The organism is Pseudomonadota bacterium (genome assembly GCA_018242545.1).
In the GTDB taxonomy this organism is placed as follows: domain Bacteria; phylum Pseudomonadota; class Alphaproteobacteria; order 16-39-46; family 16-39-46; genus 16-39-46.
Genome location: JAFEBT010000051.1, coordinates 1 through 14,604, shown reverse-complemented (window position 1 = coordinate 14,604; position 14,604 = coordinate 1). Strand labels below are relative to the sequence as shown.

At 38.0% G+C, this 14,604-nt stretch carries 13 protein-coding genes; 6 read left to right on the top strand and 7 right to left on the bottom strand.

Going from position 1 to position 14,604, the window contains the following annotated elements; genetic code table 11:
- Positions 1–202: 202 nt before the first annotated feature.
- The 5 genes from JSS34_06800 to JSS34_06780 form a co-directional block, all read right to left on the bottom strand.
- Positions 203–805 carry a DJ-1/PfpI family protein gene (locus JSS34_06800; protein MBS0186029.1) on the bottom strand — a complete coding sequence of 201 codons (603 nt, stop codon included), beginning with the start codon at positions 803–805 and terminating at the stop codon, positions 203–205.
- 546 nt (positions 806–1,351) lie between these two features.
- The gene (secF, locus tag JSS34_06795) at positions 1,352–2,290 is read right to left on the bottom strand and encodes a protein translocase subunit SecF (GenBank protein MBS0186028.1); all 939 of its coding nucleotides are present in this window, start codon (positions 2,288–2,290) and stop codon (positions 1,352–1,354) included.
- A gap of 12 nt (positions 2,291–2,302) precedes the next feature.
- Positions 2,303–3,883: a protein translocase subunit SecD gene (gene secD / locus JSS34_06790; GenBank protein MBS0186027.1), complete on the bottom strand. Its 1,581-nt coding sequence runs from the start codon at positions 3,881–3,883 to the stop codon at positions 2,303–2,305.
- 25 nt (positions 3,884–3,908) lie between these two features.
- Positions 3,909–4,304: a preprotein translocase subunit YajC gene (gene yajC, locus JSS34_06785; GenBank protein MBS0186026.1), complete on the bottom strand. Its 396-nt coding sequence runs from the start codon at positions 4,302–4,304 to the stop codon at positions 3,909–3,911.
- A gap of 79 nt (positions 4,305–4,383) precedes the next feature.
- Positions 4,384–5,757, bottom strand: a complete 1,374-nt coding sequence (locus tag JSS34_06780; protein ID MBS0186025.1) for an exodeoxyribonuclease VII large subunit — start codon at positions 5,755–5,757, stop codon at positions 4,384–4,386.
- 246 nt (positions 5,758–6,003) lie between these two features.
- On the opposite strand from JSS34_06780, the gene JSS34_06775 reads away from it, so the two are divergent.
- From JSS34_06775 to JSS34_06750, 6 genes are all read left to right on the top strand, one after another.
- Positions 6,004–6,936: an Rpn family recombination-promoting nuclease/putative transposase gene (locus tag JSS34_06775; GenBank protein MBS0186024.1), complete on the top strand. Its 933-nt coding sequence runs from the start codon at positions 6,004–6,006 to the stop codon at positions 6,934–6,936.
- A 270-nt stretch (positions 6,937–7,206) separates the two neighbouring features.
- Positions 7,207–8,055, top strand: coding sequence for an Rpn family recombination-promoting nuclease/putative transposase (locus JSS34_06770; protein MBS0186023.1), 849 nt, complete (start codon positions 7,207–7,209; stop codon positions 8,053–8,055).
- A 356-nt stretch (positions 8,056–8,411) separates the two neighbouring features.
- The gene (locus JSS34_06765; GenBank protein ID MBS0186022.1) at positions 8,412–9,332 is read left to right on the top strand and encodes a class I fructose-bisphosphate aldolase; all 921 of its coding nucleotides are present in this window, start codon (positions 8,412–8,414) and stop codon (positions 9,330–9,332) included.
- A gap of 47 nt (positions 9,333–9,379) precedes the next feature.
- Complete coding sequence (gene efp / locus JSS34_06760) at positions 9,380–9,946, top strand: elongation factor P (protein MBS0186021.1); 567 nt, start codon at positions 9,380–9,382, stop codon at positions 9,944–9,946.
- Positions 9,947–9,977: 31 nt separating this feature from the next.
- Positions 9,978–10,790, top strand: coding sequence for an inositol monophosphatase (locus tag JSS34_06755; GenBank protein MBS0186020.1), 813 nt, complete (start codon positions 9,978–9,980; stop codon positions 10,788–10,790).
- A 12-nt stretch (positions 10,791–10,802) separates the two neighbouring features.
- Complete coding sequence (locus JSS34_06750) at positions 10,803–11,762, top strand: hypothetical protein (protein ID MBS0186019.1); 960 nt, start codon at positions 10,803–10,805, stop codon at positions 11,760–11,762.
- A 51-nt stretch (positions 11,763–11,813) separates the two neighbouring features.
- Here the strand turns inward: JSS34_06750 and JSS34_06745 are convergent, their stop codons facing one another.
- Both JSS34_06745 and JSS34_06740 read right to left on the bottom strand, forming a co-directional pair.
- On the bottom strand, positions 11,814–12,545 hold the full coding sequence (locus JSS34_06745; GenBank protein ID MBS0186018.1) for a hypothetical protein: 732 nt from the start codon (positions 12,543–12,545) through the stop codon (positions 11,814–11,816).
- A gap of 72 nt (positions 12,546–12,617) precedes the next feature.
- The coding region (locus JSS34_06740) for a hypothetical protein (GenBank protein MBS0186017.1) at positions 12,618–14,604 on the bottom strand (1,987 nt) is incomplete at its 5' end.

Sequence of the window (14,604 nt, the reverse complement as noted above, 5' to 3'; positions counted from 1 at the left end):
AAAGTCAATCTTTTCAATATCTTCCTTTTTCTTCCTTATATCCAACTGACGTTAACTTACCTTAATCGTTATAATCAATGTGTTCAGCGTTTTGTTTCTTGGATTGTTCAAAAATGGATAGATCGACACTGTAATACTTAAAATTAAGTTTTCTCTCTCAAGGAACGATTTCTTATTTTCAAGAAAATGATTCCTAAAAAATTTAAGAAACACAATAAGGAGAAATATTTTTTAATGCTTTTTCAACAAATTCATCCTTTTCTCCGACAGGCGCAAAATAATGTAATGTTTTCTTTGCCGCTTCTAAATCACCAAGTTTAGCAATAACCCAAGCTGTTAGATAAGCAGAAGCCAAACATCCACCAGCAGTTGCAACATTTTGTTTTGCAAATAACGGTTGATTAAGGACCTCAATCCCTCTGTCTTCTATCCAAGGCTTGGTCGTTGAATCTGTGCAAGCAGGAACATCTTTGAGCATTCCAAGCGTTGCAAGGATAAGCGCACCTGAACATTGAGCTCCAATAATTTGACGGCTTGGATTGAGATGTAGACGCTCCATAATTCTCTTATCTTGCACAGTTTCGCGTGCTAGAGAACCACTCCCAATAAGTATCGCATCTGCCTTATGAGATTCTTCAAGCATTTCCTGGGCTTGTATGGTTAAGCCGCCCATTGAGGTAACTTCAGGATAGGGACAACAAATTTTAATACTCCAATCTTCTTTTCTGAGCCATTTAAGCATCCGAAAAGCAACAAGAGAATCAATCTCATTAAATCCTTCAAAAGTGAGAATAGATATTTTGATCTTTGCTCCAAAACAAGAGATCATTTTATGCTGTCATATGGTATCATTCTATAAAAGTCAAACTCTTCTTCAAGAGCATCTTTATGAAATGGAAAATCGAAATGTTTAAATCTAAAACACATCTTCCTGAACTTATTCAGTAAGTTCAAAAGAGACAAGAAACATGTCTTACAAAGCGTAATGAATAAGTTTCAGTTATTATACCTGTGGAAAATTATTGTGAAGAAAAGACATCTGTTCTATTTGAAGAACTTAAAAATCTTTTAAAAAAATCTCATTTAGGAACAATTGATGAAGTTATCAATATGAAAAACGAAGGAAGAGAATAAAAAAAATATCTTGTTTGACTGTGCTTATATTATTTCTTCTCTATTTCTAAATGAAAATAGTGTACCTTGAAATTCCGCAGTTTCAATTTTCAAAGTAGAAAAAGAATAAGGAGAAAAAATCTTGATTAATAGAACTCATAAAAGTCTTTAGTCTTATGAATTTTATGAATAACACATATTCTTAAATCTTAACGCGCGGCGATTTTTCCCCGTTAATTTATGCTTTTTGGGGAATTTTTTCTGCACTCTGGTTTTTACGGCGCAAGTTAAAGAACAAAAGAAGAGGCGCCGATAGAAAAATAGAAGAATAGGTTCCAAACGTAATGCCAATAATAAGCGGCAAAGAATATTCCGCCACAACTTCTCCGCCAAAAACATAAAGGGCAATGAGAGATAAGAGTGTTGTGGAAGACGTTAAGATTGTCCGAGAGAGAGTCTCATTAATACTTAAATTAATGAGCTCACGATCAGGCATCGCTTTATACTTACGTAAGTTTTCTCGGATACGGTCATAAATAACAACCGTGTCATTTATGGAATATCCAACGGTCATAAGAATGGCAACAATCGCTTGGGAATTAAACTCAAAATGAAAGATTGTATAAAGAGCTAAGACTGCGATAGCATCATGAAAAAGGGCAATAATCGCGCAAATAGCAAAGTGCAATTCAAATCGAAACCAAATATAAATCAACATCGCAACCAAACACCAAAAAACAGCATAGATGCCATTGTTGATTAATTCCTCTCCCATCTTAGGACCAACAGTTTCAATACGTCTAAAAGAAACATCGTCTCCTAAAGCTTTTTGAATTTTTGAAATCGCCTGAATTTGTCCTTGTTCACCCCCTTCTTGACGCGCCAAACGGATGAGGACCTCATCTGAACGTCCAAATTCTTGAAGCGCAACTTCCCCTAAATCAAGATGGGATACATGATCTCTTAGTTCTTTGAGATTTGCAGGACCTTTCGTTTGAACTTCAATGAGAATGCCGCCCTTGAAGTCAATCCCCAAATTAAGACCATTGATCCAAAGCATCACAAATGTAATGGCCGTAATAAGAATCGATATCAAATAGGTAACATGTCGGATACGTATAAAGTCAATTGATGTTCCATGAGGAATAAGGGAAAGGCCATGCCACTTAAAGGTCATTTAAATCCTCTTTTAAATCCAAAGGGTTTTAGGGTGACGCCATTGCACCCAAGACAATAGAATGAGTCGCGTCAAAGAAACCGCTGTAAACATCGAAATCAAAATTCCGATTGAAAGCGTTACAGCGAATCCGCGAATTGGGCCTGTTCCAAAGATATAAAGCAACAAACTTCCAATAAGCGTTGTCAAGTTGGAGTCAATAATGGTCGACATCGCCCGTTTGTATCCCGAATCAATCGCAACAAGCAGACGTTTTCCAAGACGCATTTCTTCTTTAATGCGCTCATTAATTAAGACGTTGGCATCTACGGCAATACCGAGGGTTAAAGCGATACCAGCAATCCCTGGAAGCGTTAAAGTTGCACCGAGCTGAGAAAGAGCTGCAATGAGGAGAATAAGATTAAAAACCATGGCAATATCAGCAATAAAGCCAACCGCAGCGTAAGCCACGACCATAAAAATAGCAATTAAAATGATGGAAAAGATCGTCGCATGCTGTCCGGCAGAAATAGAATCGGCCCCTAAATCAGGTCCTACTGTCCGCTCTTCAAGAACATGCAGAGGAGCAGGCAGAGCACCCGCTCTTAAGAGCAAAGCAAAATCACTGGCTTCCTGAACAGAAAAGTTTCCTGTAATAGAACCATGGCCTCCTGTAATTGGCTCTGAAATAACAGGCGCACTAATAACTTTATTATCCAAAATGATCGCAAACCGCTTACCAACATTGGCGCGGGTAGCATCGGCAAATTTCTTAGCACCAATCGCATCAAATTTAAAGGAAACAGAAGCTCTTCCTTTATCATCGAAGCTCGGCTGCGCATCCACCAATGTTTCTCCCGAAACAAGAATAGCTTTTCGAACAACATAATGTACTTTATGCGAGGCAATTTCTTCGGACTCTAAAACTTCTGAACCCGTTGGAACTTGACCAGCAAGCGCTTCTTCAAGAGAAACGCTATCATCTAAAAGACGAAATGAAAGTTTTGCTGTTTGACCAAGTAAATTTTTAACATGCTCCGGGTTATCAATTCCAGGCAATTGAATTAAAATACGATTGCTTCCCTGCTGCTGGATCGTTGGTTCTTTGGTGCCTGTTTCGTCAATGCGTCGTCTTACGATTTCAATAGATTGACTAATTGCTGACTTTTCTCGCTTTGCAACTGCAAATTCAGAAAGAGAAAGGGTCACGTGAATGCCCTCAATTTGGACAGTAAAATCAGGATCTATATTTTGAAGAATTTTAAAAAGACGGGAATGAGCTTCGCCTTCAAGCGCTTCCCTTAATTCAAAAACAATCGCATGCTGTGCAAGATCTGTGCGTAAATGCGCATATCCAATTTTATCTTTTCGTAAGACGGTCCGCGTTGAATCTAAAAGGCCTGTTAAGTATTCATGAACAACGTTTTTTAAGTCTGCCTCCAGGAGAAGATGGCTGCCTCCTTGAAGATCCAACCCCAAGTTAACTTGCGTTTTGGGAAACCAAGAAGGCAACGTCTCCAATACATTTTTGGAAAACAAATTCGGAAGTGCAAACCAAATTCCAATAAAGCAGGTTAAAAGAATAAGAGCTGTTTTCCAGTATGGTGTTGACATAAAAAAACCTTTTAACTTCTAAGATTTATTTCTTTTTTTCTTGCTTTTGACTTTTTTTAGAAGCCAGTTTCTTAACTTTAGTATCTTCTTTCTTATCAGAAGAAGATATTCCTTCTCGTGGAGCAAGGTTAGAAGAGCGATTCAAGACATCTGCAACCATTGAGCGCATTAAACGCACTTTAACACCCTCAGAAATCTCAACTTCGAGTTCCTGATCATTAACGACTTTTAAAACAGTTGCAATAATTCCACCAGAAGTCAACACTTTATCGCCTTTAACAATACTCTTTAACATGTCTTGTTGTTGACGCACACGTTTTTGTTGAGGACGAATAAGCAGAAAATACATTACAACAAAAATAAGAACAAAAGGCACGAGTGACATATAATTAAAGCCCTCACCTTGAACAGATGACATCATTTTAAATTCCCTTTATCGTTAAATTAAACTTCATTCTCTTCTTGTACAGAAAGAATTCGTTTGCTTCAAGAGGGCTTTTTCATCTCTTAACAATAACATCTCTTTCTCCATCCTTAAATATAAGGGATAAGGTTTGGTTTTCTTGAGCTTTGAGAGCAGAGGTTATGGGAACTTGTGTCTTTTGATCTCGCACTAAAACAAATCCACGTTCTAAGATTTTTGTATAAGATGTCATTTCAAGAACAATTTCTGCTTGCTTTAAAAGGCGTTCTTGATTTGAAAAAATCATTTTGAGGGCATGTGTTAAAGCAACCTCTAAAGATTTCAAACGATGTTCCCCATGTGTAATAAGGTCTTGAGGTTTTTTAAGCCTTGGAAGTATGTTTAAGAAATGCAAACGTGCTTGAAGAATTCTTTTCTCAAGGCTCAAAATAAGTTTTTCAGAAAGGTCATCTAATTTCTGTATATGAACCTCAATCAACCGTTTTGGGCTTCCAAGTTTTTCTTGAAGAATACGAAGATTTTGAGCTTCTTTAACAAGGCATTGGCGACCAAGAAGAATTAAACGTCGGTGCTGATCTATAATTTTTTCTAAAAGATCAGCACGAACTGGAACAGCCATTTCAGCAGCAGCTGTCGGCGTTGGCGCGCGCTTATCAGAAACAAAATCAATCAACGTCACATCCGTTTCATGCCCGATCGCGGAAATAAGAGGAATTTCGCTTTTAAAAGCAGCACGAATCACGCATTCTTCATTAAAAGCCCAAAGGTCTTCGAGACTTCCCCCCCCGCGTGCAACGATTAGAAGGTCAGGCCTCGGAAGGGCTCCATCCTCTCTCAAAGCATTAAATCCTTCTATGGCCGATGCAACTTGTTGTGCAGAATTCTCTCCTTGGACACTCACAGGCCAGATTAAAACATGAACGGGGAATCTTTCTCTTAATCGATGAAGAATATCTTGAATAACAGCTCCCGTGGGCGAGGTAATAATACCAATAACACGCGGTAGATAGGGAAGTTGTTTTTTATAAATGCTCTCAAATAAACCTTCTTGACGCAGCCTTTCTTTTCTTTCTTCCAAAATTTTTAAAAGAGCACCTCGCCCTGCTAATTCAACCTTTTCAAGAACAAGTTGATACTGGGAACGGCCTGGGTATGTAGTCACTCGGCCTGTTGCAATAACATCCATCCCGTCTTCAAGATTTAATGAAAAGCTTTGATAAACACCTTTCCAACAAACAACTGAAATAAGAGCGTCTTGATCTTTCAGAGAAAGATAAACATGCCCTGATGTATGCTTCTTAAAGCCAGATATTTCGCCTCGGACCCTAACATGGGAAAAAGTAGATTCTACTGTTCGTTTAAGTGACTGGGACAATTCTCCAACTGTAAAGAGGGGCGTATTTGAAAGTGAGGTATAAGAGACCTCTACCTCAATAAAATCTAAATCCATCTTGCTATTTTCCTCTAAATAAGACTTTATTTTTAATAGATTTATCTTAAAAAGCAAGATCCTTATTATTTAAAGATATTTTGCTTATTGCCCTTTATTTTGAAAAAAGTTCAAAAGGAGGGATGCAGAAAGATATTTAAGTTGATTCAAAAATCCTGTGTCGTAAATTGCCCATGGAAGGAATTTTATTGAAAATTCAAGGAAAATATGTCATGCGTGAAGAAAGAGGAATAGAAAGGAACTCCTATGCTTTCTAAATTTTTAGATCCAAAAAATGATTTAGCATTTAAGAGAATTTTTGGGACGGAACGAAACTCAGATATTTTAATTCATTTTTTAAATGATGTTTTGAAACTTAAAAATAACCCTATTCAAACAATCACGTTCTTAAAACCAAATCAAGACCCTGCTATTGCAGCGGAACGGCAAAGCATTGTAGATGTTCTATGTGAAGATCAAAATCACACAAAATTTATTATAGAAATGCAGGTTGCTCGAGATCCAGGATTTACAAAAAGAGCGCAATATTATGCATCGCGCACGTATATTAACCAACGCGATACACATGTGGATTACAAAGATCTAAAAAATGTACAATTTTTAGCTATTTATGATGAAACTTTGTTTCCCAAGAAAGAAGGATACATCTCCTATCATGAGATAAGAGATATCCAAACCCAAGAAAATGACTTGGATGGATTTAAATTTGTATTTTTAGAATTGGATAAATTTAAGGATCAAAAAGAAGACTTAAAGACACCTCTTCAAAAGTGGGCCTACTTTTTTAAGCATGCTGCAGAGACCAAAGAAGAAGATCTTATCCACATCGTTGGGTCCGATCATATCCTGAAAAAAGCCTATGAAGAACTTAATCGATTTGGATGGAGCCAAGAAGAACTTCTCGAATATGAATCTGTAGACATGAAACTATCTTCGATCAAAGCTGGACAGGAGGCATTTTATGCAGATGGACGTGCTGAAGGACGTATTGAAGGACATATTGAAGGGCGTATTGAAGGACTCAATGAGGGACGCACAGAAGAAAAAGTTGAAACGGCAAAGTGTATGTTTCAGATGGGAATAGATCTTCATACCATTGCAAAATCGTTACGCATTACCGCAGAAGAAGTAAAAAAAATTCTTGAGAAAAAAGGGATTCTTTTTAAAGAAGATCATTAGAAGCGGGAAGATATCAACCCTTACATTATATGAATCCAAAAATCTAACATGCCCAAAATGGGAAAAAAATCATTTTGGGCATGTTATCGTCATCACAAAAAGCAATAAGGCTCCTTCTTGCTTCTCTTCTTGGCATAAAAGAGCTCATATCTACACGTTTTCATCAATTTTTTGATGTTAAAGCTTTGCCCATGCTTCGGTTTTAAGTTGCGCTTTTCAGAATAAAAATGATATTTCTTAAAAAGAACTTTCATTATATAAGAGAACAATATGATCACCCGATATCTTGATCCAACCAATGATATTACTTTTAAAAAAGTTTTTTCAGATAAAGGTCGCTTAATGGATTTTTTAAATGCTGTCTTGCGTTTAAAAGAAGGAGAAAAAATCGAACACATTGATTTTATTTCTCAAGAAGAGCTGCCAAGCTTTGAAGCCGGACGGCGAAGCATCTTTGATCTTAAATGTGTTGATCAATCCAAAAAAACATACATTATAGAAATGCAAAATAAGCCTGAAGCTTCTTTTTTAAATCGTGTTCAATGTTATGCGGCTCATGCTTATGTCTCCCAGGCCATTAAAGGAAAGTCTCATGACCATCTTATGCCCGTTATTTTGCTGTCTTTAACCCCCCGTAATTTATTTGAAGAAGACATTGATTGTATTAGCTATCACTTGAATGTCGAATCTAAGACAAAACGGAGATATCTTTTTTCTCTCTCTTATGTTTTTATTGAACTTTCAAAATTTAAGAAAACACAAGAGGAGCTGACAAGTGTCGAAGACTATTGGCTCTACTTTCTAACAGGCTGGCAAAAAACAGATACTCCTCCTTCTACCATTAAAGACCCTTTTGTTCTTGAAGCTTACGAGGCGATAGAACAATATAAACTCACAGAAGCTGAGTATGATGCTTATTTAAAGTCACGTCTAGCTTTAGAAGCAGATGATTTGATGATGAATAAGACTTTTAAGGATGGTGAAAAGCTTGCAACCAAAAAAATAGCTCTTCAAATGCACGCTATGGGAATAGAAATAGAAACAATTTCTAAAGCCGTTGATTTGTCTTCCTCTGAAATTGAGGAAATTCTCAAAGAGAAAAAACCCTTTGCTGAGTAAAAAACGATTTTAAACGCACGAAGGAACGTAGATATTTAAAGCACCATTTCAATAATATTTTAACTGAGTTTGGGTGTTTCATCTCGATTTTTTGTCTTATAAAAATTTATAAATTTACTTCCTCCATTACCCACTCATTGAACATTTCATGTTTACTAACCCTTAAAAAATAACGTTTACTAAACATAAACTTTTCTTATTCTTTGTTGTCATCATTTGATGCCTTTCTCTTATATCAATTTAAGCGATAAGAACTTAAAAGCGTCTCAACACAAAAATCTTTCTTGCATGGTTTTGTGCAAACGCCTAAAAAGAAGGTATTCTTTTGATTAAAATCTTTGGATAAGGAAAACACAATGGGAATGCCGCAACAGATTCAAAAAATTCTAAGTTTTTATGAAAGTGATTGTCCTGGGACAAAAGCACAACTTGTGCGTCTCTTGATGCAAGGAAAACTTTCTGGGACGGGTCATCTCATTATCTATCCGATTGACCAAGGATTTGAACATGGACCTGGACGCTCCTTTTCCATGAATCCTTCAGCTTACGATCCACACTATCACATTTCTTTAGCTTTAAAAGCGGGTCTCTCCGGATTTGCTGCCCCCTTGGGATTTATTGAAAGTCTGGCAAGCACATACGCAGGGCTCATTCCTCTGATTTTAAAAGTCAATAGTGGCACAAGCCTTGTTCCCTCAAAAGAAGATTCAAACCAGGCCATTACAGGATCTGTTGAAGACGCTCTTCGCTTGGGGTGCGCTGCCATTGGCTACACAATTTATCCTGGATCCAACCATACTTATGAAATGTTTGAGAAACTTCAGCATTTGACTCAAGAAGCAAAAGCCGCTGGTCTTGCCGTTGTTGTTTGGTCCTATCCAAGGGGGCACGTTTCAAAGGAAGGAGAGCAATCCCTCAATGTTATTTCTTATGGTGCGCATATGGCTGCTCTTTTAGGCGCCCATATTATTAAAGTTAAACTCCCGACGGCCTTTCTTGAAAACGATGCTTCGTTTCCTCTTTATGAAAAATATGTTCCAGCTAAAACCCTTCAGGAACGTGTTAAACATGTCGTTCAATCGTGTTTTGATGGACGCCGATTGGTTGTGTTTTCAGGCGGTGAAACACACTCCGTCTCGGATGTTTTAGAAGAAACAAAAGCAATTTATGAAGGCGGAGGAACAGGATCCATCATTGGACGCAATTGTTTTAAACGCCCCGAAGAAGAGGCCCTCGAGATGCTTTCAAAAATGATTAAAATCTATCAAGGCACTTAAATTTATGATACTGAATTTATAGAAATTAACATAAAGGAAAAATTTATATGAAAATCAACGGAAATGCTATTCGTCCAGGATTCTTGATCCAACATCAAAACCGACTTTGGGTCGCTGTTAAAATCCAACATACCCAACCTGGAAAAGGCGGAGCTTACTTACAAGTCGAACTTAAAGATATTCGTACAGGAACAAAATTAAACGAACGCTTCAGATCCAGTGAAGACGTTGAACGCGTTCATTTAGATGAAAGGGAAGCTCAATTTCTTTATAAAGATGGTGAAAACTACGCTTTTATGGATACTCAAAATTATGAACAGCTTTCTTTGGGGGGCGATATCGTTCCTGAAGACGTTGCACCTTATCTCAAAGAAGGGATGATTGTAACACTCTCTTCCTATGAAGGTGAAATCATTAGCCTCAAACTTCCCGATACGGTTGTTATGGAAATTGTGGAAGCAGATCCCGTTGTTAAAGGACAAACGGCAACATCGTCTTATAAACCCGCTCTTCTTGAAAATGGTATTCGTATTTTGGTTCCTCCCCACATTGAGTCTGGCACAAAGGTTGTCGTTAACACGGAAGATGGCACTTACGTCGAGCGCGCAAAATAAATCATAACCTTATTTAAATGAAAGAAAGTCCATGAGAGATCTGTTAGGAGGCCGCGGTCAAGCCAAATCAGCCACCGTAAATGTTATGATCCAAGCCGCTTTAAAAGCTGCACGAGGTCTTGTGCGAGATTTTGGTGAAATCGGAAACCTTCAGATTTCTAAAAAAGGTCCGGCTGATTTTGTGTCGAATGCAGATTTAAGATCCGATCGAACTCTCCGAGAAGAACTTAAAAAAGCCCGTCCTACCATAGGCTTCTTAACTGAAGAAGGAGAAGAAATTGTTGGAGAGGATGCAAGTCAACGTTGGATCATTGATCCTTTGGATGGAACAACAAACTTTCTTCATAGCATTCCGCACTTTGCAATTTCCATTGGTCTTGAAAAAGAAAATGAGATTGTTGCTGCCGTTGTTTATGATCCCATTAAAGACGAGCTTTTTTGGGCAGAAAAAGGCATGGGCACGTTTATGAATGATCGTAGAATTCGGGTTTCTGAAAGAAAAGATCTCTCAGAGTGCCTCATGGCTACGGGAACGCCTTTTAAAGGTCATGGGAATAAGGAGCTTTTTGTCTCAGAGCTTGTTCCTTTCCTCAGCGAAACTTCCGGCATTCGCAGATTGGGCGCAGCTGCTTTAGATTTTGCTTATGTTGCGGCTGGACGGTTTGATGGGTATTGGGAACATGGCATTAAACCCTGGGATGCTGCCGCAGGAATTCTTCTCGTTAAAGAAGCCGGCGGATACACGACAACCATCGATGGCAAAGCGTCAACACCTTATGATACAAGTTATGTTGCAGCCCCACCTCAGGTCCATGGACATATGTTGAGACTTCTTAAGAGCTAAAGGACACATCCTTTGAAGCTTTACTTGAATGCTCTTTACAAAGATCCTCCTCCCTCTCTAAAAGCTGTTCTCCTCTCAAGCTTTGAAGAAGAAGTATTAGATGCCTCTCTCTCAACCCTTCTTGAAAGCGTCTATAATAAAAATCAGGATCGTTCGATTTCAAGGCTGCCGGCAACGCTTCTTAAGACAGACCCTAATCGACTTCTTGAAATCTTGAGCTCTCCTCCTCTTTTTGGTCCTCCTCCTCTTCTTATTATCGAAAAGCTCACTGAAGCATCTTTAAACTCTTTGGAAACTTTTTTAGAGCATCTTCCAAATTGCCCTTTTTTTATTATGACGGCCGGATATCTCAAAGCAACGTCCTCCCTTAGAAAATTCTGTGAGACTTCTAAAGATATTGGATTTATTGCTCTTTATGCACCAACAACCTCCCAAATCGAAGCGGATATTAAAGCTCTTTTAATACGCTATGGTCATACGCCAGAGCCCGCTCTTTTAAGGCATCTCGTACATCATTATCAAGAAAAGACACATCTTATAAAATCTGAATTGGTTCCTTTTTGTTTGTACTTTGAGAAACCAACATCTTTAAAACTCTCTGATCATCTTACTTTTATGAATAAGACGCTTTCCACAGAAGCCCATTGTCTTGAATCTTTTCTACTTAAAAGAAAAGATTTAATAGAAGGAATGCCTCAACTTTCAATTATTTCTTTTTTAAGATTATTAAATTTTCATATCCTAAGATTGCTTGAAATTCGCCCCAACTTTTCTGGAACTTCAGGGATTTTAAAATTTCCTCATTTAGCTCTAAAAGATAAAGCCCTTTATGAAGAAGCTTTGAGGAAATGGACAACCAAAGAGCTCTTTCATGTTCTTAATCTTCTTAAAACGCTTGAGATTGAAGCAAAAAGAGGATCTCTTCAAGAATCAGATATGATGCTCAGACGATTGATTCAAGTCTATGCATAAAAAAAGACAGGCTATAAAACCTGTCTTTCTTTGAATATAAGGCGTCATATATTAGAAACGATAAACAACACCAACTTTTGCAGTAATATATTCAGGTTTTAAGGCTGCAATATTATTTGATCCAATGACGGCACCCCCACTCGGATCTTCATATGTATTGTGAATTTTTGCAAAGCTCTCATATGAAAGAATTCCCAATGTTGAAAATCTTTCATTCAACGCATACTCGCCTCCAACCGCACACATAAATCCATTACGTGTCGTTTTGAAATTTTCAAGATCGGATGTATTTCCATTACGTTTTAAAAAGTGCGTTCCTTTAAATTGGCTTATACTCATACCAAGCTTTATAAATCCAAGGAAATCATGTGTTAGTTGCTTTCCAAAAACAAAAGCTGGTGTAAACTTAAAGGGGGCCTTATATTTTGTGCTGGATGTATACCCATTGCTATTAATATTTGTAATTTGAGTTACTTCATTATTATCTAAAGAGAAACCGAGCTCAAAACCTAAAAGAGTTTGTCCTTCAAAGAAATGACGATATCCTAAGAGAGCTTCTCCAACAATGCCAGAATCAAGTTTGGTACTTTTACCACTTCCATTTGTATTTCCTGGAATATAATTACCTTCTTTAACAGTAGAATTCATCCCACTATACCCAAAAAGTAACCCAGTATAAGTTCCTGATTGATATGTAGATGATTCTGCTGCTCCATATAAAACATTTGTAAGGAGCAACCCGGAAAGAACGAACGTTGCGAATTTAATTTTTTTTATGATCATTTAAACACCTTTATTTAACCATTTCCTATTTACTCATAATTTCAATTACAACTTTTCTATCTCAAAAGTTACTTACCTTGCTGGATTAGCCACAATCCAATCTGCAATACGTGTAGCATCAATATTAGGAAACCTCTTCTCTGCTTTGGTACCTTTAGTCCTTAAAGCTTCCATAGCTCTGATGTTATCAGGATTTGCAGGCAAATTAAGAGCTGCTAAATGAACAATTTCTGCTTTCCGATTTACATCTATTGCAACAAAATAAGCATTAACATGAGCTGCTGTAATATGATCCCAATCTATTGCATTATGTGCATTATCTGTTCTCAAGGCTGTCATAGCAGGAATGGTATTTGCGTCTGCAGCTAAATGAAGAGCTGCTAGATGAACAATTTCTGCTCTCCGATTTACATCTGCTTCGGCAATATAGGCATTTACATGATCTGCTGTTATATGATCCCAACCAATTGGGTTCCCGGCATTATCTGTTCTCAATGCTTCCATCGCCGCCCTATTATTAGCATCAGCAGGGAGATTAAGCGCTGCTAAATGAACAATTTCTTCTAATCTGTCTGCGTCTGCTTCTGCAGCATAAGCTGTAATATGATCTCTTGTAATATAATTCCAATCTATTTGGGCACCTGCATGATCTGTTTTTAGTGCTCTCATAGCACCCAAATGTCTTGCATTTGAATCTAAATTAAGAGCAGCAAGATGAGCAATGCGTTCTTTTACCTGTGCATCACCTTCATCAATCCAAGCTTGCAAACGAACATCAGTCATATTTGCATAAGACGTGCCAACATTTTTTAAAGCCAAAACTGCATCTCCACTTCCATTCCCAGTGAATTCAGCATTCCAATCAATAACAGCTAAATAGGCGATAGTTTTTTTACGATCGTTATTACCCTCATTTACCCATGCTTCAATTCTTGCACGTGTTATATCATCCCAAGGAGCGGAAATAATTCTTCCCTCATCCTGAATAGATCTAAAAGCTTTCATTGCTGAAATATTATCATCATTTGCAGGTAAATGCTGAGCTGCTAAGTGAACAATTTCTTCTTTCCGACTCGCGTTTTCAGCGAGAACATATTTATTTACATGCTCTGCAGTAATACGGGCCCATGGAACTTGATTACCAGTATTATCAGTTCTCAGAGCTTCCATTGCTGTTTTATTCTGAGCGCTGGCAGGCAGGTTAAGAGCTGCTAAATGGACAACTTCTGCTCTTCGGTCAGCATTTGCTCCTGTAACATATGCAGTAACATGATCTGCTGTAATATAGTTCCAATCTGTATCACCTGCTCCATGATTAACTCGTAACGCCGTTAAAGCATTTATATTATCTGGACTCGCAGGCAATCCAAGAGCTGCCAAGTGAACAATTCTCGCTTTTTGAGGAGCATCATGACCAGCTGCAATATGCGCATTAACATGCTGATCTGTTATATGTCTCCATGGAATTGAATTTCCTGCATGATCTGTTCTTAGTGTAGTCGTTGCTTGGATATGAGGAAGTGTTGGTGCCAAATTTATTGATGCAAGGTGGACAATAATTTCTTTCTCATCTCCATTTACTGTACCCTTCCAAGCAGCAATATGAGGAGCTGTTATATTGGCAAAGTTAGTAGGTGTTCCTCCGTTATTTTTCCTTAGCTTATCTATTGCAATCATATTTGCTGGATCTGCATCTAAATGCAAGACAGCCAAACGCGCAATATCTTGTTCAAGATCCGCATTTCCGCCAGCAGCTATTGTCTGGGCAACATGTGTTGCATTGATATCTGCACGCGCCGCTCCATGGCCTCTCAGCGTTGCAATCGCTCCCTCATTATCGGCATTTGCATCTATATGCAAGGCAGTCAAATGTGCGATATCTTCCTGAACAGCTCCTGCAGCTCCTTTTGTTCGAGCAATATGCGTTGCATTGATATCTGCACGCACCGCTCCATGTCCTCTCAGCGTTGCAATCGCTCCTTCATTATCGGCATTTGCATCTATATGCAAGCCTGCCAAATGCGCAATATCTTGTTCAAGATCCGCATTTCCGCCAGCA

What these genes read in the sequence shown, in the direction of transcription:
- efp (MBS0186021.1), top strand. Translation starts at nt 9,380, where the DNA reads ATGAAAATCAACGGAAATGCTATTCGTCCAGGATTCTTGATCCAACAT.
- JSS34_06780 (MBS0186025.1), bottom strand. Translation starts at nt 5,757, where the DNA reads ATGGATTTAGATTTTATTGAGGTAGAGGTCTCTTATACCTCACTTTCA.
- JSS34_06755 (MBS0186020.1), top strand. Translation starts at nt 9,978, where the DNA reads ATGAGAGATCTGTTAGGAGGCCGCGGTCAAGCCAAATCAGCCACCGTA.
- secF (MBS0186028.1), bottom strand. Translation starts at nt 2,290, where the DNA reads ATGACCTTTAAGTGGCATGGCCTTTCCCTTATTCCTCATGGAACATCA.
- yajC (MBS0186026.1), bottom strand. Translation starts at nt 4,304, where the DNA reads ATGATGTCATCTGTTCAAGGTGAGGGCTTTAATTATATGTCACTCGTG.
- JSS34_06770 (MBS0186023.1), top strand. Translation starts at nt 7,207, where the DNA reads ATGATCACCCGATATCTTGATCCAACCAATGATATTACTTTTAAAAAA.
- JSS34_06765 (MBS0186022.1), top strand. Translation starts at nt 8,412, where the DNA reads ATGGGAATGCCGCAACAGATTCAAAAAATTCTAAGTTTTTATGAAAGT.
- JSS34_06745 (MBS0186018.1), bottom strand. Translation starts at nt 12,545, where the DNA reads ATGATCATAAAAAAAATTAAATTCGCAACGTTCGTTCTTTCCGGGTTG.
- JSS34_06775 (MBS0186024.1), top strand. Translation starts at nt 6,004, where the DNA reads ATGCTTTCTAAATTTTTAGATCCAAAAAATGATTTAGCATTTAAGAGA.
- secD (MBS0186027.1), bottom strand. Translation starts at nt 3,883, where the DNA reads ATGTCAACACCATACTGGAAAACAGCTCTTATTCTTTTAACCTGCTTT.